17 protein-coding genes are annotated in these 20,189 nt (G+C 60.7%); 9 read left to right on the forward strand and 8 right to left on the reverse strand.

The features are described 5' to 3' along the window. Positions 1 to 16 precede the first annotated feature (16 nt). The gene (locus WNE31_RS07370; protein ID WP_349979072.1) at positions 17 to 3,436 is read right to left on the reverse strand and encodes an indolepyruvate ferredoxin oxidoreductase family protein; all 3,420 of its coding nucleotides are present in this window, start codon (positions 3,434 to 3,436) and stop codon (positions 17 to 19) included. Between the two features lie 173 nt (positions 3,437 to 3,609). Between WNE31_RS07370 and WNE31_RS07375 the strand changes: the two genes are divergently transcribed. From WNE31_RS07375 to WNE31_RS07405, 7 genes are all read left to right on the forward strand, one after another. Further along, positions 3,610 to 4,515 (forward strand): LysR family transcriptional regulator, encoded by a 906-nt coding sequence (locus WNE31_RS07375; RefSeq protein ID WP_349979073.1) that lies wholly within the window; start codon positions 3,610 to 3,612, stop codon positions 4,513 to 4,515. Between the two features lie 327 nt (positions 4,516 to 4,842). After that, positions 4,843 to 7,110 (forward strand): mechanosensitive ion channel family protein, encoded by a 2,268-nt coding sequence (locus WNE31_RS07380; protein ID WP_349979074.1) that lies wholly within the window; start codon positions 4,843 to 4,845, stop codon positions 7,108 to 7,110. 154 nt (positions 7,111 to 7,264) lie between these two features. Continuing rightward, the gene (locus WNE31_RS07385) at positions 7,265 to 8,332 is read left to right on the forward strand and encodes a BamA/TamA family outer membrane protein (protein WP_349979075.1); all 1,068 of its coding nucleotides are present in this window, start codon (positions 7,265 to 7,267) and stop codon (positions 8,330 to 8,332) included. Between the two features lie 86 nt (positions 8,333 to 8,418). Continuing rightward, entirely contained in the window at positions 8,419 to 10,575 is a 2,157-nt protein-coding gene (gene purL, locus WNE31_RS07390; RefSeq protein ID WP_349979191.1) for a phosphoribosylformylglycinamidine synthase subunit PurL, read from the forward strand. Positions 10,576 to 10,744: 169 nt separating this feature from the next. Then, positions 10,745 to 10,972, forward strand: coding sequence for a BolA family protein (locus WNE31_RS07395; RefSeq protein ID WP_349979076.1), 228 nt, complete (start codon positions 10,745 to 10,747; stop codon positions 10,970 to 10,972). 100 nt (positions 10,973 to 11,072) lie between these two features. Next, positions 11,073 to 11,435: a Grx4 family monothiol glutaredoxin gene (gene grxD / locus WNE31_RS07400; RefSeq protein WP_349979077.1), complete on the forward strand. Its 363-nt coding sequence runs from the start codon at positions 11,073 to 11,075 to the stop codon at positions 11,433 to 11,435. Positions 11,436 to 11,441: 6 nt separating this feature from the next. Next, positions 11,442 to 11,894, forward strand: coding sequence for a hypothetical protein (locus tag WNE31_RS07405; protein WP_349979078.1), 453 nt, complete (start codon positions 11,442 to 11,444; stop codon positions 11,892 to 11,894). Between the two features lie 64 nt (positions 11,895 to 11,958). Here WNE31_RS07405 and WNE31_RS07410 read toward each other — a convergent pair whose 3' ends face one another. Next, positions 11,959 to 12,354: a cell division protein ZapA gene (locus tag WNE31_RS07410; protein WP_349979079.1), complete on the reverse strand. Its 396-nt coding sequence runs from the start codon at positions 12,352 to 12,354 to the stop codon at positions 11,959 to 11,961. Further along, positions 12,347 to 13,072 (reverse strand): hypothetical protein, encoded by a 726-nt coding sequence (locus WNE31_RS07415; protein WP_349979080.1) that lies wholly within the window; start codon positions 13,070 to 13,072, stop codon positions 12,347 to 12,349. The genes WNE31_RS07410 and WNE31_RS07415 overlap by 8 nt, the downstream gene beginning before the upstream one ends. A gap of 271 nt (positions 13,073 to 13,343) precedes the next feature. Between WNE31_RS07415 and tkt the strand changes: the two genes are divergently transcribed. Beyond that, positions 13,344 to 15,362, forward strand: coding sequence for a transketolase (gene tkt, locus WNE31_RS07420; protein WP_349979081.1), 2,019 nt, complete (start codon positions 13,344 to 13,346; stop codon positions 15,360 to 15,362). 73 nt (positions 15,363 to 15,435) lie between these two features. Continuing rightward, positions 15,436 to 15,996 (forward strand): hypothetical protein, encoded by a 561-nt coding sequence (locus WNE31_RS07425; protein WP_349979082.1) that lies wholly within the window; start codon positions 15,436 to 15,438, stop codon positions 15,994 to 15,996. Positions 15,997 to 16,073: 77 nt separating this feature from the next. Here the strand turns inward: WNE31_RS07425 and WNE31_RS07430 are convergent, their stop codons facing one another. The 5 genes from WNE31_RS07430 to coaD form a co-directional block, all read right to left on the reverse strand. Further along, positions 16,074 to 17,201: an HlyD family secretion protein gene (locus WNE31_RS07430; RefSeq protein ID WP_349979083.1), complete on the reverse strand. Its 1,128-nt coding sequence runs from the start codon at positions 17,199 to 17,201 to the stop codon at positions 16,074 to 16,076. Further along, positions 17,198 to 17,455 (reverse strand): DUF3302 domain-containing protein, encoded by a 258-nt coding sequence (locus WNE31_RS07435; protein WP_349979084.1) that lies wholly within the window; start codon positions 17,453 to 17,455, stop codon positions 17,198 to 17,200. The genes WNE31_RS07430 and WNE31_RS07435 overlap by 4 nt, the downstream gene beginning before the upstream one ends. Positions 17,456 to 17,570: 115 nt before the next feature. Continuing rightward, complete coding sequence (locus WNE31_RS07440; RefSeq protein WP_349979085.1) at positions 17,571 to 18,371, reverse strand: acyl-CoA thioesterase; 801 nt, start codon at positions 18,369 to 18,371, stop codon at positions 17,571 to 17,573. 83 nt (positions 18,372 to 18,454) lie between these two features. Next, on the reverse strand, positions 18,455 to 19,435 hold the full coding sequence (locus WNE31_RS07445) for a DUF808 domain-containing protein (protein WP_349979086.1): 981 nt from the start codon (positions 19,433 to 19,435) through the stop codon (positions 18,455 to 18,457). Positions 19,436 to 19,558: 123 nt separating this feature from the next. After that, entirely contained in the window at positions 19,559 to 20,050 is a 492-nt protein-coding gene (gene coaD / locus WNE31_RS07450; protein ID WP_349979087.1) for a pantetheine-phosphate adenylyltransferase, read from the reverse strand. Between the last annotated feature and the right edge of the window lie 139 nt (positions 20,051 to 20,189).

Here is a 20,189-nt window from a genome sequence, read left to right on the forward strand (position 1 = left end):
GCCGCGGGGGGTCGTGTCATTCGGCGGCTTTTTGCTGGGACGGATCCTGTTTCAGAGCGATCAGCAACTCTTCGCGCCGTTTGGCTGCCTTGGCCTCGTTTTCGGCCTTGACCGGGCCGAAGCCGCGGATCTGCTTGGGCAGCTCGGCCAGCGCCACGGCGGCGTCCGGGGCATTGTTACCGTGCTCCGCAATGATCTGCTTCATGTCCTTTTCGTACTGGCGGATCAGGGCGCGTTCCATCTTGCGTTCCTCGGTATAACCGAACACATCCAGCGGTGTGCCCCGCAGCCCTTTGAGCCGCGCAAGAATGCCGAACCAGCGGATCATGCCGGACCCGTATTCCTTTTTCTGAGGGCGGCCATTCGGCCCCATCTTGGACAGCATCGGCGGGGCAAGGTGGAATTTGACGTCGAAATCCCCGTCGAACACCTCGGCCGCCTTGGCGCGGGTCTCAAGATGCAGGCGGGCGACCTCGTATTCGTCCTTATAGGCCAACAGCTTGTGATACCCCACCGCGACCGCCTCTTTCAGGCGCGTATCCCCGATACTGTCGACAAGCTTGCGGTATTTGCGCGCCAGACCCTTGCCCTGATACTTGGTCAGGTGTTCCGCGCGGAAGGTGATTTTCTCGTCCAGAGACTTGGGCAGGGCCACGACATTCGGCGCGACCATGCCGGCGGCCTTCTCGGGGTGCAGCATCGCCCAGCGACCGATCTCGAAGGCGCGCAGGTTGCGTTCAACAGCGGCGCCGTTGACCTCGATCGCCTGCCGGATTGCCTCGAGGCTGACCGGGATCAGGCCCTGCTGCCATGCGGCCCCAAAAATCATCATGTTCGAGAAAATCGAATCCCCCAACACCACACGGGCCAGTTCCGAAGCATCGAACAGCGCCAGACGATCCCGGATGCGCGCTTGCAAAGCGACCTCCAACCGGTTGGTGGGCAAACGGAATTCCGAATTGTGGGTAAAGTCTCCGGTGATGATTTCGTGACTGTTGACCACCGCGCCGGTCCGTCCGGTGCTGGTCAGGCCAAGGGTCTTGGACCCCGCGCTGACCACAAGATCTCCGCCGATCAGGGCATCGCATTCGCCGGTGGCGACACGGATCGCGCTGATATCCTCGGGGGTTTCAGCCAGACGGCAGTGGATATGCACCGCGCCACCCTTCTGGGCCAGTCCGGCCATTTCCATCATCCCGGCCGCCTTGCCATCGATCTGCGCAGCCTGCGCCAGCACCGCGCCGATGGTCACAACGCCGGTGCCGCCGACGCCGGTGATGACCACGTTGTGGGTGCCATCAATCGGGGCAATCTCGGGTTCGGGCATGTCCGGCAGGTCCAGCGCGGCGGTCGCCTCTTTGCGGATCGTGGCGCCCTCAACGGTGACGAAGGACGGGCAGAACCCGTTCAAACAGCTGAAATCCTTGTTGCACGAGGACTGGTTGATCTTGCGCTTGCGGCCCAGTTCGGTTTCGACCGGTTCGATCGAGATACAGTTCGACTGCACCCCGCAATCGCCGCAGCCCTCGCAGACATCGGTATTGATAAAGACACGGCGGTCCGGATCAGGGAACTGGCCGCGCTTGCGGCGACGGCGCTTCTCGGACGCGCAGGTCTGGACATAAACAATGACCGACACACCCTTGATTTTGCTAAACTCTTCCTGAACAGACATCAGGTTCGCACGTTCATGAAAGGTGATCCCCGACGGGAAGGCCGATTTGTCCAGATCTTCCTTTTCGTCATAGACCACGGCCAGGTTTTCCACGCCCATCGCCTGCACCTCGGCGGCGATGCGTTGCGGGGACAGATCGCCGTCATTGGACTGACCGCCGGTCATGGCGACCGCGTCGTTGAACAGGATCTTGTAGGTGATGTTTGTCCCCGCCGCGAGCGCGGCACGGATCGCCTGAACGCCAGAGTGGTTATAGGTGCCATCCCCGAGGTTCTGGAACACGTGGTCGCGGGTCGAGAACGGCGCCTCGCCGATCCAGTTCGCACCCTCGCCGCCCATATGGGTAAAGCCGGTGGTTTCGCGGTCCATCCACTGTACCATGTAGTGACAGCCGATCCCCGCATAAGCGCGGCTGCCTTCGGGCAGCTTGGTCGATGAATTGTGCGGACAGCCCGAGCAGAACCACGGCGTGCGCGCGGCAATGTCTTCGGCGTTGTCGGCGCGCTTGGCTTCGATCAGCTTTTCCAGACCGGCCTTGATCCGGTCTGTCCCGCGCCCTTCCTCGATCAGGATTTCCCCAAGTTTCTGGGCAATCAGGATCGGGTCCAGCGCCGCCTTGGTCTGGAACAGCTCTTCGCCATGCATCGACCCGGCGCCACCGCCCTTGTGCCAGCCATAGACGCGGCGGCCCCGGCGGTCATCAAAGATGGCTTCCTTGACCTGCACCTCGATCAGCTTGCGCTTTTCTTCCACGACCACGATCAGGTCCAGACCTTCGGCCCAGTCATGGAACCCTTTCATGTCCAGCGGGAAGGTCTGGCCCACCTTATAGGTGGTGATGCCCAGGCGCTCGGCCTCGGCCTCGTCAATGCCCAGCAGGTCCAGCGCATGCACCAGATCCAGCCAGTTCTTGCCCGCAGCCACGAACCCGATTTTCGCGCCGGGCTTGCCCCACATGCGCTTGTCCATCTTGTTCGCGTGCGAAAACGCCTCGGCGGCAAAACGTTTATAGTCGATCATGCGCGCCTCTTGGGCGTGCGGCGTGTCGCCAAGACGGATGTTCAGCCCGCCCTCGGGCATCTCGAACTCCGGCGTGACAAAAGACAGACGGTGCGGATTGCCGTTTACGACCGAGGTGGCCTCGATCGTGTCCTTCATGGTCTTAAGGCCGACCCAAACCCCCGCAAAGCGCGACAGCGCAATGCCGTAAAGGCCGTAATCCATGATTTCCTGCACACCGGCGGGCGACACGATGGGCATATAGGCATCAACCAGCGCCCATTCCGATTGGTGCAACACGGTCGAGCTTTCGCCCGTGTGGTCATCGCCCATCGCCATGAGAACACCGCCGTGTTGCGAGGTGCCCGCCATGTTGGCATGGCGCATCACGTCGCCGGTGCGGTCCACACCCGGCCCCTTGCCGTACCACAGCCCGAATACCCCGTCGAACTTGCCTTCGCCGCGCAACTCGGCCTGCTGCGCGCCCCAGAGCGCAGTCGCCGCGAGGTCTTCGTTCAAACCCGACTGGAACAGGACGTCCGCCGCCTTGAGCTCCTTTTCGGCGCGCATCATCTGGCTGTCGACCGCGCCAAGGGGTGAGCCGCGATAGCCGGTGACATAGCCTGCGGTGTTCAGACCCGCCTTGGCGTCCCGCGCCTTTTGCATGAGCATCAGACGCACCAGCGCCTGGGTCCCGTTCAACAGGACCTGATCCTTTTCCAGATCGAACCGATCGTTCAGTGATACCTTCTGGATACTCATCGCACGCCTCCCATCGCAGATTTTCTCTTGGATTAAATATAAGTCAAAACTAGGTCATTAATTATGACCTATCAAGAAAAATTTACGACAATCAGCATCCTGTCGCCCATGAGACGGTTTCGTTTTGCAATGGTTTCGCATAGATAAAAGTTAAGAAAACGAAAGTTGCGGATATGGATTGGGACAAGCTCAGAATCTTTCACGCGGTCGCGGACGCAGGCAGCCTTACTCATGCGGGCGATACGCTGCATTTGTCGCAATCGGCTGTCTCGCGCCAGATTCGCGCGCTTGAGGAAAGCCTCAATACCACCCTGTTCCATCGCCATGCGCGCGGACTGATTCTCACCGAACAGGGCGAGTTGTTGTTTGATGCCACCCGGTCGATGACGAAACGCCTGGACGCCGCCGCCGCGCGCATCCGCGATTCCGAGGAAGAAGTGTTTGGAGAATTGCGCGTGACGACGACCATAGGGTTCGGCACGCTCTGGCTCGCCCCCCGCCTTCCCAAGCTTTATGAAAAATATCCCGACCTCAACATTGACCTGATGCTCGAGGAAAAGGTGCTGGACCTGCCCATGCGCGAGGCCGATGTCGCAATCCGCATGAAAGAGCCGTCGCAGGCCGACCTGATCCGCAAGCGCCTTATGAGCGTGCACATGCGTCTTTATGCAACGCCGGAATACCTCGCCAAAAGGGGCACGCCCGAACGGATGGAGGATCTCAGCGATCACCGCCTGATCTGCCAGAATATCAGTTCGGCGCAGGTGGGGGCCGGCACCAGCCTTGTGCAGGCGCTTCTGAGCAACGACATCCCGTCGGTTCTCTATGTGAACAACTATTTCGGAGTGTTGCAGGCGGTTTTGCACGATCTCGGCATCGGTGTGTTGCCTGACTACGTGGTACAGGATTTCCCCAACCTCGTGCGCGTCCTGCCCGAGGTGGATTCGGGCGAAGTGCCTGTGTTTCTCGCCTATCCCGAAGAATTACGTCAATCCAAGCGGATCGGGGCATTCCGGGACTTTGTGCAGGAAGAGATCATTTCACATCGCAAGCAGTTGAGAGAACAGGGTAATCTCTGAGTTATGCACTGAGCGCATAGCGGGCATGCTGCAGGTGCGGCATTCTTTCCCTTGATCGATTCAAAACTGATGCCTATTTCATCCCTCGAAGGCGATGATTGCCTAGATGCGCATCACCTTCACCTCCCTGTTGGACTTCGGCCGAGCTTATTGCTCGGCCTTTTTTTTGGCCTTTCGATCCGCTCTTGGGGGGCGCATTGCGGGATCCCACATACTTTTGGATGCGCTTTACACCCTAATATCCTGAGTCTTTGGCACAAAATGGCATGATCTTTGCCGGTTGGGTGGTAAGGTGACGCGATAACGATTCAGTGATCCGAGGAATTCATGTCACACATACTGAAACAGGCCGTTGCTGCCCTGTGGATCGGGCTCGTGCTGGCCCTGCCCGCGGCGGCACAGGACGTTGCCCCGGCAACGCCCGAAATCAACGCCGAGGAAATGACCCCAGAAGCCATCGAGGCAATGGTGGCGCGCATGTCGGACGACCAGGTCCGCGCTGTGCTTCTCGACCGTCTTGATGCGGTGGCGGCCAAGCCCGAAACAAAACAAAACGTTTCGGTCGCACAGCGACTTTCCACGCTGTGGACGGCATTTATCACCCCTCCGCTGCAGGCAATCGCGAAGCTGCCTCATCTGTGGCAGATGGAAAAGCTCGCGTTTACAAATCTGCTCGGACATACGGATGGTCTTGGGGGGCTCATGGTCCTTCTCGGGCTGATTTCGCTGGTTCTGGCCATCGGGTTTGCCGTGGAACTTGCGGTTCGTGCGTATCTCTCGCGACGGGTTCGTCAAACCGTTGACACGGCTGGTGAACAGTCTCTGCGTGACGCGCTCGGCTTCCTGATGCGCCGTTTCTTGCGGGAAATCTTCGGTCTGATCGTTTTCTACATAACTCTGCGGATCGTCGGTCGGCTTATTCTGACACCGGCCATGCTTGGGTTCGCAGCTCCGTTTGTCACCTATCTGATCTGGATGCCGCGTCTTGCCGCCGCGCTGTCGCGGTTCCTTCTGGCCCCGCAACGCTCTGACCTGCGTCTAGTTTCGATCGACGACCATTGGGCCAAGTTCCTGCACCGCAATATCATCGGGCTGGTTGTTCTGGCCGGTTTCACAATGTACATTGTCGGCTTCAACGCGGCCATGGGCGTGCCTCCGGGGGCGACGCGGCTTGGTTACATGCTCGACAGCATGGTTTACATTTATATTGCGATCATTGCCCTTACCGCACGCGAAGGGCTTCAGTCCATGATGCTCGGGGCGGATCCGGATCGGACCCGTTTTGATGAACGTGTCGCGCAGGGCTACCCCTATTTCGCCGTCGGGATTGCCGTGGCCACCTGGATTCTGGTGACCATTCTGGTGGGTCTTGGCAAGGTCGATGCGCTTTTGCACGGCGCGCACTACTACACGATGGGGCTGTTGCTGGCGGCTCCGATCATCGACACAGCCATTCGCGGCATTGTCCGCCATGTCGTCCCGCCGATGAAGGGCGAGGGTCCGGTGGCCGAAGCCGCGTACAAATCGACAAAGCGCAGTTTCGTTCGGATCGGTCGGGTTCTGGCGGCGGGCATCATCCTGATGTTGATTGCCCATGCATGGGACACCAACTATCTTGAGTTATTCCAGAACAAGGCCGGCATCGCCGACAACCTGTTCAGTTTTGCCATGACCTGTGTGGTCGGGTACGTCGTTTACGAGGCGGTCTCGCTTTGGATCAACCGCCGTCTTGCGGCCGAGATCACGGCGCTTGGCATGACCGAGGAAGAAGCCGATGCCGAGATGGGCGGGGCCAGCGGGTCGCGCCTGTCGACCGTGCTGCCCCTGATGCTGTTGTCGGCACGGGCCACGATCATCGTTGTGTTCGGCCTTCTGGCGATCGGGAACCTTGGTATCGACATCACCCCGCTTCTGGCCGGGGCCGGTGTGATCGGTCTGGCCATCGGTTTCGGGGCGCAGAAACTGGTCACCGACATCGTGTCGGGCGTGTTCTTCCTTGTCGATGATGCGTTCCGGGTTGGCGAATATGTCGAGATCGCGGGCACCATGGGCGCGGTCGAGAAAATCTCGATCCGCTCGATGCAACTGCGCCACCACAGGGGACCGGTGCACACCATCCCCTATGGCGAAATCCCGCAGCTGACCAACTATAGCCGCGACTGGGTGATCATGAAACTCAAGTTTACCGTGCCGTTTGACACCGATCCCAACAAGGTCAAGAAGATCTTCAAAAAGATCGGCCAGGAGATGATGGAAGATCCGCTGTTCAAGGATGACTTCCTGCAACCGTTCAAATCGCAGGGCGTCTTTGACATCGACGATGTGGGCATGGTGATCCGTGGCAAGTTCATGGCCAAGCCGGGCAAACAGTTCATGATCCGCAAAGAGATCTACAACAAGGTCAAGGCCGCCTTTGCCGAGGCCGGAATCGACTTTGCGCGTCGCGAGGTGCGCGTAGCCATTCCCGGCCTCGAACATCACGACGATCTGAGCGAGGAAGAAAAGGCCCAGATCGCCGCCGCAGGGGCCGCCGCTGCACAAGCGCAGCCCGACCAGCCTGCCGAAGGTGGGGGGGGCTCAAAACCCGGCGACTAAGCTGTTGCGGCGTCACACCTGCTTGACAAGAACCACATGCCCGCGTGACATCGCGGGCATGTTTTCGTTTATGACAAAAGTCTTGCTATCCCCTGCCCTTCGCATCCGCTCTGGCGCGGCAGTGCAGGCTGTTCTTGCGGGTGTGGCATGCGCCATGGCCCTGATCGCCCCCGCGCAGGCGGAACATCCGCTCGACTCTGCACACACCACGCTACACGACAAGATAGACGAAGACGAAGAGTTCGGTTTCCGGCAGGGGTCGTTCATGGTCGCACCGATCCCGTTCAAGAACCCCCTGATCGGCAGCGGCCTTGCACTTGGCGGCGCTTATCTTTTCCAGAGCGACGCAAAAAGCAAAACCTCTTATATCGGCCTTGGCGCGTTAAAGAGTGACAACGGCACCACGGGTTATGGTCTGGGCGCCAGCCTTGCCTGGGCCGAGAACCGCTGGCAACTCAGCGCCACGGCGGCCGAGGCCGAAGCCTTTTACGACCTGTTTGTTCTTGGCCTGCCGATCCCCCTGCGCCAGCAGGGCGAGATGTTCAACGCGTCGCTGCTTTACGGGTTTAACAGCGATATCTCTTTCGGACTTGGCCTGCGCTATCTGGACACAACAATCAACCTGGCCTCGGGCGCGGCCCTGCCCCCCACGATTGCCGGGGATGCCGTCCTGACACTTGGCAATCTCAGCCTGATCGGGCGCTGGGACACGCGCGATGACTCGCTTTATCCGCGCAGCGGGTTCTACTGGGACACCAATCTCATGGCCGGCACTGCGCTCGACGGTCTGGACCGCGATTATCGTCGCGTCTACAGCACGTTCAGTCTTTATCACTCACTGGGCGAAAAAACCGTGATCGCGGGGCGGGCCGCGCTGTGTGGTGTGACCGACGAAGCGCCGTTCTTTGACAAATGCGCCCTTGGCGGAATAGACGCGATGCGCGGCTTTCCGTCTACCCAGTATTACGACCTGCGCAGCGCCTCGTTACAGGTCGAGTTGCGCCAAAGGTTCGGCGCCCGCTTCGGCGCGGTGGTCTTTGCAGGCGCAGGCATGACCGGCCCCGATTTCGGGGCGATGGACGTCGGCGGCGTGCACAAGGCGGGCGGTGTCGGACTGCGGTTCCAACTGACCAAGAAATTCGAAACCGATTTCTCGGTGGATGTCTCGCTGAATGACGAGGACGAAGAGCTGGTCTATATCTATGTCGGTCAGCGGTTCTGACCGCCTGCGACCCGTTTGCTCTTTTCCTTATGGTCTGTCTGGCCTAAAAGCGCCCCAAAGCAGCCTTGGGGAATCTCATGACCAATATGGAACCGGCCATCACCACCGATCTCATCGAAGCGCACGGATTGAAGCCCGACGAATATGAGCTGATCCTCGAGATCATCGGCCGCGAACCCACCTTTACCGAGCTGGGTATTTTCTCGGCCATGTGGAACGAGCACTGTTCCTACAAATCCTCCAAGAAATGGCTGCGCACCCTGCCCACCGACGGCCCGCAGGTCATCTGTGGCCCCGGTGAAAACGCCGGCATCGTGGATATTGGCGACGGCGACGCCGTGGTCTTCAAAATGGAGAGCCACAACCACCCCTCGTATATCGAACCCTATCAGGGTGCGGCGACCGGCGTGGGCGGCATTCTGCGCGACGTTTTCACCATGGGGGCGCGTCCCGTGGCGGCGATGAACTCGCTCTCTTTTGGTGAAACCTCGCATCACAAGACGCGCCAGCTGGTTAACGGCGTGGTCGAAGGCGTCGGCGGCTATGGCAACTGTTTCGGCGTGCCCACCGTGGGCGGCGAGGTGCGGTTCCACCCCGCCTATAACGGCAACTGCCTTGTGAACGCCTTTGCCGCCGGTTTGGCCAAGACCGACAGCATCTTTTACTCGGCGGCCTCGGGCATTGGCATGCCGGTGGTGTATCTGGGCGCCAAAACCGGCCGCGACGGTGTCGGCGGCGCGACCATGGCCTCGGCAGAATTCGACGACACAATCGAAGAAAAACGCCCCACCGTGCAGGTCGGCGACCCCTTCACCGAAAAACGCCTGATGGAAGCCACGCTGGAACTGATGCAGACCGGCGCTGTAATCTCGATCCAGGATATGGGCGCCGCAGGGTTGACCTGTTCCGCCGTGGAAATGGGCGACAAGGGCAAGCTGGGCGTCAAGCTGAACCTTGAAGACGTGCCGCAGCGCGAAGACAACATGACCGCTTACGAGATGATGTTGTCGGAAAGCCAGGAGCGTATGCTGATGGTCCTCAAGCCCGAGCTTGAGGCCGAAGCCCGCGCCGTTTTCGAAAAGTGGGATCTGGACTTTGCCATCGTGGGCGAAACCATCGCCGAAGACCGCTTCCTGATCATGCACAACGGCGAGGTCAAAGCCGACCTGCCGCTGTCGCCCCTGTCGGGTCGCGCGCCGGAATATGACCGCCCTTGGGTGGCCACCCCCGCCGCCGAAGACCTGGCCGACGTGCCGCAGATCGACCCGATTGATGGTCTGAAAGGCCTGATTTCGTCGCCGAACTATGCCGGCAAACAATGGGTCTATGAACAATATGACACCATGGTCATGGCCGACAGCGCCCGCTTGCCCGGCCAGGGCGCAGGCATCATCCGCGTGCATGGCACCGACAAGAAGCTGGCCTTCACCAGCGACGTAACCCCGCGCTATGTCAAGGCCAACCCGTTCGAGGGCGGCAAACAGGCCGTGGCCGAGGCGTACCGCAACCTCACCGCCGTGGGTGCAAAACCGCTGGCCTCGACCGACAACCTGAACTTCGGCAACCCTGAAAAGCCCGAGATCATGGGCCAGTTCGTTGGCGCGATCAAAGGCATCGGCGAGGCGGTTGCCGCGCTGGACATGCCCATCGTGTCGGGCAACGTGTCACTTTATAACGAGACCGACGGCAGCGCGATCCTGCCCACCCCGACCATCGGGGCCGTCGGACTGATCGCGGCGGATGAAGAGCCGATCAATGATATCGCCCGCGAGGGCCATGTGGCGCTTCTCGTAGGGGACACCACCGGACATCTGGGCCAGTCGGCCCTGCTGGCCGAGGTGTTCAACCGCGAAGAAGGCGACGCACCGCATGTCGATCTGGACGTCGAAAAGCGCAACGGGGATTTTATCCGCGCCAACCGCGATTGGATCAAGGCCTGCACCGATCTGGGCGACGGCGGGCTTGCGCTGGCCGCGTTCGAAATGGCCGAGGCTGCCGGTGTGGGCGTGGTTCTGGACAGCGACGACACGGCGTTTCTGTTTGGCGAAGATCAGGGGCGTTACCTGATTGCCTGCAACTTTGATCAGGCCGAAGCGCTGATGATCAACGCAGGTCAGGCCGGTGTGCCGATCGCCACCGTGGGCAAGTTCACGGGCGACACGGTCTGGATGGGCAACAGCTCGGCCCCTCTGGAAGAGCTGGCCGCCCAGTTCCGCGCCAGTTTTGCCGAAGCGATTGCCTAAGGTGTGATTGGGGGCCAGCCCCCAACCCCCCGGAGTATTTCGGGCAAGATGAAGGCAGGTGCGACGCGCCTGCCTTTTGCGGATTTTGGGCCCGGGAAACCGCGCGATCTGCTTGCACAGCCCTTGGTGCAGCCCTAAGTTTCACACAGACACCAACACGGAGACTGCAATGCTTCTTGCTTCTGATATCGAGGCCATGATCCGCGCCGGATTTCCCGACGCCAAGATCACGGTGATGGGCGATGACGGCCAACATTTTTCGGCCGAGGTCATCGACGAGAGCTTTCGCGGCAAGAGCCGCATCCAGCAGCAACGTGCCGTGAACGCCGTGCTGAAGGCGGAAATCGACAGTGGCCGCCTGCATGCGCTGGCGCTGACCACCAAGGCCCCCGAATAGGACATCACAGGGATTGCCGGTTGTCGCCGGGCGGTCCGGGGTCTATGTCACAGTCTGATCGCGCCGCATCGGCGGCACCAACTCATAAGGAAACGCGCAAATGAGTGACGCACAAACGCAAATCGACGAAACCGTGAAAGCCCATGACGTGGTGCTGTTCATGAAGGGCACCAAGGAAATGCCGCAATGCGGGTTCTCCAGCCGCGTGGCCGGGGTGCTGAACTATATGGGGATCGAGTATACTGACGTGAACGTCTTGGCCGATGATGCGATCCGGCAGGGTATCAAGGACTATTCCGACTGGCCCACCATCCCCCAGCTTTATATCAAGGGCGAATTTGTCGGCGGCTGCGATATCATCACCGAGATGACCCTCTCGGGCGAATTGGACACCATGTTCGACGACAATGGCGTGGCCTATGACAAGGACGCCGCCAATCGCATCCGCGAAGCAAACGCCTGATCCGGGATGGCCAGGCTGATCGCGAGACTCTGGTATGCGCCCGGGTCTCGCATTGTATCTGTCGATCTGTTGCAGAAACGGCTGACTGAAAATCTGGGCTGCACGGTTGAAAAGCTCGAGACCGGCGCGGAGATGCCGGTGCTTCGGGTCACGGCCCCCGCGCATCTGTTGCTTCGCATAGAGAACCACGACAGCATCGCCATGGAAGCCTCTGATATCGCGTCACAAATTGATGCCGGGGGTGGGCGGAACCCTGCCGCTGACAAGTTGCGGGGATGCACCCGTCGCATTGATATCGGTGCCGAGCCTGAAACGGATCCCGATAGCGACACGGTGCGCCCCATCCTGACCGGGCTGACCAGCGGGCTGGATGCTGTTCTGGAGGACTGCGTGCATGGGCGGCTGACCCTGGCGCAGCGCCCGAAAAAATCCCTGATGCAAAAGCTGCTGGGCCGGTAGGCAAAGAAAAAGCGTGCCGACATTGTCCGGCACGCTTTTTCATTTCATCGCATGGGCGCGCGGATCAGCCCGCGACCTTTTCTTCAACCGAGTCCGCCAGCGCCTCGGCCCGTGCGGCCAGTTCCGCGAGCGTGTCATTCACTTCGCGCGGGATCACCGCCACCTCGACTTTTTCCGGCTCGGGCGCGGGCTGGGCCTTGAGCGCCTCAAGCTCTTCGGTTTTGGTCGACAGTTCGGTTTCCATCGCGCGCAGACGATCCTCCAGCCCGGCGGTCTTGTCGGCCAGCATCAGACCTGCCATCAGCAACATGCGCGCTTCGGGGATACGCCCGATTTGCGTGGTCAGAACCTGTGCCTCATTGTCCAGCATCTTGGCGGCGGATTGCAGGAAATGCTGTTCACCGTCCTGACAGGCCACTTCGAACACGCGACCCCCGATTTGAATTTCCACTTCAGGCATCCTTGGCTTCTCCTTCCGGGGCGTCCTGTTCGAGCATCGGGCCGAGCGATCCGACAATCACATCCATCTCGGCGCGTTCCACGTCGCGTTCGGCCTTGAGATTGTTCAGCTCGGCCTGCAGGGCCTTGTTGACAAGTGTATGATCGGGCAGATTCTTTTCCGCTGCTTCGCGCAACAGGTTGTTGGCTTCGCGCAGCTGGCGGCTGGTGATCCGCAGGCGGCGAAGGCGTTTGGACAGCTGGGTGATTGCATCCCGGTTTTCATCAAGGTCGATGGGTGCCAGCGTCGCGGCGGTCGCCGCAGCTTCGGACTCGGCCTCGACCTGCGCGGCCTTTTCGGCGGCATCGGCCTGCGCCTGTTCCAGATCGGCCCGCAGGGATTCGATCTCGGACTGGGCGGCGGTGGCCTGCGCCTTGGCCTCTTCGGCCTCTTGCTGCGCTTTTTCCAGTTCGGCCTGACCGGCATCGACATAGCTGCGCGAGGCTTCGGCCTCGGCCCGCAGCGACGTGACCTCGGCCTCCAACTCTTCCTGCCGCGCGGCAAGCGCCGTGTTGCGGGTTTCGAGCTGGGCCAGCGCGGTTTTTTCATCTTCGAGTTGCTGTCGCAGCGCCTCGGTCTCTTCCGCAGCGCCCGCGCCACCCGACAGCCCCTCGAGGCTGCGACCGATCCGGTCCATTGCCGCGCTGATCCTGCTTTCGAGATCGCTTATTTCACTCATCAGCCTCATCCTTTGGTTGCGGGTCCGGGGCATGCCCCCTGCCCGTTCTTTTACCCGTTCGTCAGATTTGGCTCCAATCTGCCACCGGAACGCGAAAGACACAAACACAAAGCACGAATCGACAAGACGCGGGTACAGGCCAATTTTAGCCAAAGGCACGGCAAAATGCGCCCCCCTCCCCGTTCTGACGTGCAACCCTGCTTGATATTCGCCGCAAGCCTGTTATGCAGCGCCCAACCTGAAAAGCGACTTGTCAAAGGAACCTTGCCCCGTGGATATCGCTGCCCTTCGTGAAAAGAACCCCGAACACTGGATGAAAGCCGCCGCCATCCGGGCCCTGACGCTGGATGCGGTCGCCGCCGCCAATTCCGGGCATTCCGGCATGCCGATGGGCATGGCCGACGTGGCTACCGTGCTGTTCGAGAAGCACATGAAATTCGACGTGGCCAATCCGAAATGGCCGGACCGCGACCGGTTCATCCTGTCGGCGGGACACGGGTCGATGCTGATCTATTCGCTGCTTTACCTCATGGGCGACGCGCAGGTGACGCTCGAGCAGGTCAAGAACTTCCGCCAGATGGGTGCCCTGACCGCGGGCCACCCCGAGAATTTCCTGATTGACGCCGTCGAAACCACCACCGGCCCTCTGGGTCAGGGCATCGCCAATGCCGTGGGTTTTGCCATGGCCGAGGAAATCCAGCGCGCCCAGTATGGCCGCAAGCTGGTCGATCACTACACCTATGTCGTCGCCGGTGACGGCTGCCTGATGGAAGGCATCAGCCAGGAAGCCATCGGTCTGGCCGGGCGTCACAGTCTGGGCCACCTGATCGTGCTTTGGGACAACAACAACATCACCATCGACGGCACGGTCGAATTGTCGGACCGCACCAACCAGGTGCAGCGTTTCCGCGCCTCGGGCTGGCATGTGCAGGAAATTGATGGCCACGACCCCGAGGCCATCGACGCCGCGATTGAGGCCGCCAAGAAAACCAAGAAGCCTTCTATGATCGCCTGCAAGACGCATATCGCGCTGGGGCACGCCGCACAGGACACATCGAAAGGCCACGGTGCGCTGACCGATGCCGATCAGCTGGCTGCCGCGAAAGAGGTTTATGGCTGGACCAGTGGCCCCTTCGAGGTGCCCGCAGACATCAAGGCCCAGTGGGAAGCCATCGGCAGCCGTGGCGCCGCCGCGCGTGAAGCGTGGGAAGCGCGCTTTGCCGAAGCCTCGCAGCAGAAACAAAACCGTTTCAACCGCGCCTATGCGCTGGACGTGCCCAACCGCCTGTCTGCAGTCGTCAAGGCACTGAAAAAGCAGGTTTCGGATGAGAAGCCCACCGTCGCAACCCGTAAAGCGTCGGAAATGGCGCTTGAGGTTATCAACCCGATCATGCCCGAAACCGTGGGCGGCTCGGCCGACCTGACCGGATCGAACAACACCAAGACCGGCGATTTGGGCGTGTTTGACACCGATAATCGCAAGGGGCGCTATATCTATTGGGGTATCCGCGAGCATGGCATGGCGGCTGCAATGAACGGCATGGCGCTGCATGGTGGCATCCGCCCCTATTCGGGCACGTTCTTCTGCTTTACCGACTATGCGCGCCCCGCGATGCGTCTGGCGGCTCTGATGAAGGTGCCGTCGGTCTTTGTCATGACCCATGACTCGATCGGCGTTGGCGAAGACGGCCCGACCCACCAGCCGGTGGAACATCTGGCCATCTGCCGCGCGACCCCGAACACCCATGTGTTCCGCCCTGCCGATGCCGTGGAAGCAGCCGAGGCCTGGGAACTGGCGCTGTCGTCCAAGGAAACGCCGACCGTCATGGCGCTGACCCGGCAGAACCTGCCGACCGTGCGCACCGAGCACAAGCTGAAGAACCTCACCGCGCAGGGTGCCTATGTTCTGGCCGAGGCAGAGGGCAAACGTCAGGTGATCCTGATGGCAACCGGCTCCGAAGTTTCGGTGGCGATGGAAGCCAAGGCCAAGCTTGAAGCCGAAGGCATCGGCACCCGCGTGGTATCCATGCCCTGCATGGAACTGTTCGCAGCGCAGGACGAAGCCTATCGCCGCAAGGTTCTGCCCGCCGGCAACATCGTGCGGATCGGCATCGAGGCCGCCGTGCGCCAGGGCTGGGATCAGTGGCTGCTGGGCGAACGTGCCCGTGCGGGGAAATCCGACTTTGTCGGCATGGACCGCTTCGGCGCCTCGGCGCCCGCAGGTGAATTGTTCGAAAAGTTCGGTATCACCGCAGACAACGTGGTGGCCAAGGCCAAGGCGCTACTCTGAGCCGTTTCGAATTTGTAAAAAGTTAAGAGGCGTCCCATTGCGGGGCGCCTCGTGTCTGTTCAAGGGGGTGGAAATGAAACGGGTATCACTTGGCCTCGGGGTTCTGGCCCTTAGCCTGCACATGTTGGCCCCGTCAGCGGCCAAGGCACAAAACATCCGCGCGGCAACGCCGCAGGCCAACTATCCCCCCGAAAGCTGGGTCTTCAATCTGCAATTCCGCCGGTTCCCGTGGTCCATCGACTGTCGCGAGGAAAATGGCCGGGGCAAACTGACCAAACGCGGCTCAGGCGGCACCGTAACCTACAAGCTAACCGGATTTCCATCAGCCGACCGGCTGTTGTGTACGGTCAACAATGATCCGAAACGAGTGATCCTGATCGATGTCGACAACCTGTTCGGCGTCGGCCGCAAAAAACGGGTCATGGGCGGCGAATATTTCGAGGGCGAGGTGAACCGCGTGGACCTCAAGGTCCAGTATCAACGCAATGCGGTCGGCTATGGATCACATAAGGCCCATGCGCGCCGCTACACGGTGTTTGGGAAAGATCGTATCATTTATGCCGATGACACCATGTTGTACGGGTTCTTTCCGCAGCGCCGTTACGAACAAACCAAAAAACGCTGGAAACCCTGACACCACCTCAGCAACCATAACCCGCTTGACAAAGGGCGCCCGTCAGGACGCCCTTTCCTTTTGACCGTTCCAGGGCCTTAGAGCATGGGGTTGAGATAGTTCATGATGGCGGTCATACGCATCATGACTTTCCGAATAACATGCGTGGCCCCTGCGCTTTCCGTATAGATGGCGACGGTCCCCACCGCGCCGGGCCGCAGCGCCATGGCATCCTCGGGATCAACTGGCGCCAAGCGAACAAGGAAGGGCTCCGCCCCCACCTGACGCGCGGCTCCGATATTGCCGCTGACCTGCGCCTGCCCGCCCGAGGCGGCCGGAATGATCTGGTCCACAACCGCCGGAATAATCTCGCCAGGGCGGGTTTTCATAGCAACCTCAACCGGTTGCCCCGGCGTGACATGGCGCAGATAGATTTGATGGATTTGCGCCACCGCCGTGGACTCGGAGGTGTCCACAAAGGCCATCGAGGGTGCCAGCGGCAGGGAGACCACACGCTGCCCGACCGCGAGGGCCAGATTGGTCACATAGCCATCGCCGGGTGCGCGCACGATGGTCTGGTCCAGTTCCCACTCGGCCTGTTCCAGGCGCGCTTCGGCCTCGGCGACCTTGGCCACCTTGCCATCGGGCATGACCGCGCCGAGTTCAGCCTCGGCCTTGCGCACGGCGGCCTGGGCAGACACGACCGCTGCATTGGCCTGATCCAGATCACTTTGGCGGCGTTCAAGCCGGTTCTCGGAATAGACACCGCTCTCGACCAGTTGTTTGTCGTCGTCATACCGTGATTGTGCCAGCGTAGCCTGCGCCTGCGCCTGCTGCAAAGACGCCTGCGCGGTTTGCAACGTGTCCTGATCCTGTTTGGCCTGCGCCTGTACCCGCACCAGCCCTGCCGCCGCCAGATCGACTGCGCGCCGGAACGGTTCGGGATCGATACGGAACAATACGTCGCCTTCCTTGACCGGCACATTTGGTTCGGCGGCCACCTCGACCACCTGCCCGGCAACATTGGGCACAACCGACACGACCCGCGTCATGATCTGAACGGGACCCGAGGGCGCCCCCCATTGCATCGGCACAAACAGGAAGATCAGCAACAGCAGGATCCAGCCGCCGGTGCTGGCCCATGTTACCTTGCTGTCAGGCAACACCTTGGCCTTGATCAGCGCATAAAGGATCGCGACGTAAATCAGCGTAAGAAAGATAATCATGCCGCGTCTCCTTCCTGCTCAGAGGGCAACTCTTGCCCCGGATGCACGTAGAAGGCCCAGACCAAAGCCAGCGGCCAGAACACCCCAAGCGCCAGCGCCCCAAGCCATCCGGCCACATTGACCGCCTCTTGCTGGGGATGGTTGCGCGCCGCCGCGACCCGGCCCGGCAGCATCGCCAGAAAAACAAAGACTCCGAGGATCGTCAGGATCAGCACGATCAGGATGATCCAGGCAAAAATATCGAGTCCACTCATTGAGGCGGCTCCTTCTATGTGGCGGCGCTGCACCGGTTCAAACGCAGGGCCTTTGCTTCAGCTTACAGGGAGCCCAGCGTCATGCAAGGACACTGGGCTGTGACCTCACGGTGAGTTACACGAAGATCACCACCGACTGCATTCCGTCCACGACGAGTTGCCCGTCGCTGTTCCACATGCGCATGACCTGAGAGCTATAGCCGTCGTGCCCGGCGGTCAGCGCACTTTCGATCATCCACCAACCGTCACGCGTGGTTAGGGTTTCGCTCAGAACGTTGCAAATCCAATTGACGGACGAGTTCGGCCCCATCTTGGTGGCCATTGTAAAGACCGCCGGGGGCGGGATGTCGGCAATGCTGATCAACCCTTCGGGACTGTCCCACATCGCGGGATCGCGGTGCCGCGCCCAGACCCGCACATAGCCCCGGTCCGCCCCCATGAAGGGGCGGTCGCCCTCGATCAGATGCACGTCGAAATTGGCCAGAAACGGCACCGGCGGTCGTTTCATCTGGGGCGGGAAATAGGGTTCGGTCTGTTCGGGGGCCTTGGCCTCTGGTGCGGCTAGGTCCACGCTCAGATGACTGTCCTGCGCGCGGCCAAAGGACAGGGTCGCCAGCGCCGCCACTTTGCCCTCGATCCGCGCGATGGCCTGCACGGTGGTGATATTGCGCCCCTGACGCAAGATCTCTGCACTGATCTGCGGCGGTGTGCCGATGGGTGCCGTGAAATTCACCATCATCGACCGCAGCGGCGGCAGGTCGGGAAACTGCTTGCGCGCGGCCGCCAGCAGCAGGGTCGCGGAAAACCCGCCATAGGTCGTGCGCCCCTGCGTCCAGTGCGCAGGCACCTCGGCTGAAAAGCTGCCGTCCTGATGGGGCATATCCGCCAGAATCTGGCTAAGGGTCGGGGTATCCATGGCGCGCTCCTGTGTCTCTCGGAAAAAACCTAGGGCGCGGCAGCGAAAGGTGCACGCATGACGGAACGTCGCGCCCCCCCGGTTTAATGCGCCTGCGGTTTCTTGCCCGAGATCGCGGCCAGCGCGGGCGCGATGACTTTGGTGGCAATCGGGATCAGCACAAACCCAAGCGCCAGCCCGAACACGCCGTCCATCGCAGCCTTGGAAATCCATTCCACCGCGCCGACCCATGCGGCGGGCGCCATATGCCCAAGGGCATAAGCCCAATCATGGATGTGATGGCCCAGCCAGCCAAAACCCAGCTCTTCAAGGCCATGCACCACGATTGATCCGCCGACCCAGAGCATGGCCGCAGTGCCGACAATGGTCAGCAGTTTCATGAAATGCGGCATCCCGCGCACAAGGCCGCGCCCAACCGCCCTTGTCAGGCCAAGCCGTCCGTTCCCCGCGAGGAAAAGCCCCACGTCGTCCATCTTTACAATCAGCGCGACCGACCCATAGACCGCTACGGTGATGCCCACACCCGCCACGGCCAACGTCGCGGCCTCCATCCAGAAATTGCTTTCGGGGATGCCCGACAGGATGATGGTCATGATTTCAGCCGAAAGGATAAAGTCGGTCTTGATCGCACCCTTCGCCTTCTGTTCTTCCAGATGCGCAGGGTCACCCGTGACCTCGTCTTCTTTGAAAACCTTGTGGCCCGCATCGCTGTGAAACAGGGCGTGGGCGATTTTCTCGGCCCCTTCGAAACACAGATAAGCTCCGCCCAGCATCAACAGCGGCGCAATCAGCCACGACGCGAAATTGGCCAGCAACAACGCCGCCGGCAGCAGGATCAGAAGCTTGTTCTTGATCGAGCCCTTGGCGATTTTCCAGATGATCGGCAGTTCGCGCTTGGCCTCGAATCCATGCACGTATTTCGGGGTGACGGCGGCATCATCTATGACCGCGCCGGCGGCCTTGGCGCTGGCCTTGGCCGCCCCTGCCGCCACGTCATCCACCGATGCCGCAGCCACCTTGGCAATGCCTGCCACGTCATCCAGAAGCGCCAACAACCCACTCATAAGAACTTCTCCTGCACGTCATACCAAAACCGCAAGCCTGCGGACCCATGAGCCATACTATGAAAAAGCCCCGGAAAACACAGGGGGTTTTCCGGGGCTTGCTTCAAAAAAGTATCGGGAAAATCAGCCGAACCGTTCTTTCAGCGACTCGTTTACCATGGGGGTGACAAATTTGGACACGTCCCCGCCTAGCCGCGCGATTTCCTTGACGAGCTTCGAGGCAATCGCCTGATGTTGCAAATCGGCCATCAGGAACACGGTTTCGACCGAGTCATCCAGAGCACGATTCATGCCGACCATCTGGTATTCATATTCAAAGTCAGTCACGGCGCGCAGGCCGCGCACGATGATCTGGGCGCCGACATCATGGGCACAGTCGATCAGAAGGTTCTCGAACGGATGTGCGACGATCTCGGTGCCGGTCTCGTGCGAAAGCTTGGCGCATTCGGCCTCGATCATGGCGACGCGCTCTTCCAGGGTGTAGAGCGGCCCCTTGTCCCGATTTATCGCCACCCCGATCACCAGCTTGTCTACCAAGAGCGACGCCCGGCGAATGATGTCGATATGACCCAAAGTGATGGGATCGAACGTTCCGGGATACAAACCAACGCGCATTTGCCTTCTCCACGCATGTCAACTTGTCCGGCACGCAACATTATTGCGCCTGAAAAAGCAAGTGGTACACAATGTCGCCCGTAGATTTACGGACAGGATCACAAGGGGTTGCCCGGCAATACTGCACAACCCCGACCTG

The organism is Shimia fortis, from assembly GCF_040225985.1.
Classification (GTDB): Bacteria; Pseudomonadota; Alphaproteobacteria; order Rhodobacterales; family Rhodobacteraceae; genus Shimia.

What these genes read in the sequence shown, in the direction of transcription:
- WNE31_RS07370 (WP_349979072.1), bottom strand. Translation starts at nt 3,436, where the DNA reads ATGAGTATCCAGAAGGTATCACTGAACGATCGGTTCGATCTGGAAAAG.
- WNE31_RS07375 (WP_349979073.1), top strand. Translation starts at nt 3,610, where the DNA reads ATGGATTGGGACAAGCTCAGAATCTTTCACGCGGTCGCGGACGCAGGC.
- WNE31_RS07380 (WP_349979074.1), top strand. Translation starts at nt 4,843, where the DNA reads ATGTCACACATACTGAAACAGGCCGTTGCTGCCCTGTGGATCGGGCTC.
- WNE31_RS07385 (WP_349979075.1), top strand. Translation starts at nt 7,265, where the DNA reads ATGGCCCTGATCGCCCCCGCGCAGGCGGAACATCCGCTCGACTCTGCA.
- purL (WP_349979191.1), top strand. Translation starts at nt 8,419, where the DNA reads ATGGAACCGGCCATCACCACCGATCTCATCGAAGCGCACGGATTGAAG.
- WNE31_RS07395 (WP_349979076.1), top strand. Translation starts at nt 10,745, where the DNA reads ATGCTTCTTGCTTCTGATATCGAGGCCATGATCCGCGCCGGATTTCCC.
- grxD (WP_349979077.1), top strand. Translation starts at nt 11,073, where the DNA reads ATGAGTGACGCACAAACGCAAATCGACGAAACCGTGAAAGCCCATGAC.
- WNE31_RS07405 (WP_349979078.1), top strand. Translation starts at nt 11,442, where the DNA reads ATGGCCAGGCTGATCGCGAGACTCTGGTATGCGCCCGGGTCTCGCATT.
- WNE31_RS07410 (WP_349979079.1), bottom strand. Translation starts at nt 12,354, where the DNA reads ATGCCTGAAGTGGAAATTCAAATCGGGGGTCGCGTGTTCGAAGTGGCC.
- WNE31_RS07415 (WP_349979080.1), bottom strand. Translation starts at nt 13,072, where the DNA reads ATGAGTGAAATAAGCGATCTCGAAAGCAGGATCAGCGCGGCAATGGAC.
- WNE31_RS07425 (WP_349979082.1), top strand. Translation starts at nt 15,436, where the DNA reads ATGAAACGGGTATCACTTGGCCTCGGGGTTCTGGCCCTTAGCCTGCAC.
- WNE31_RS07430 (WP_349979083.1), bottom strand. Translation starts at nt 17,201, where the DNA reads ATGATTATCTTTCTTACGCTGATTTACGTCGCGATCCTTTATGCGCTG.
- WNE31_RS07435 (WP_349979084.1), bottom strand. Translation starts at nt 17,455, where the DNA reads ATGAGTGGACTCGATATTTTTGCCTGGATCATCCTGATCGTGCTGATC.
- WNE31_RS07440 (WP_349979085.1), bottom strand. Translation starts at nt 18,371, where the DNA reads ATGGATACCCCGACCCTTAGCCAGATTCTGGCGGATATGCCCCATCAG.
- WNE31_RS07445 (WP_349979086.1), bottom strand. Translation starts at nt 19,435, where the DNA reads ATGAGTGGGTTGTTGGCGCTTCTGGATGACGTGGCAGGCATTGCCAAG.
- coaD (WP_349979087.1), bottom strand. Translation starts at nt 20,050, where the DNA reads ATGCGCGTTGGTTTGTATCCCGGAACGTTCGATCCCATCACTTTGGGT.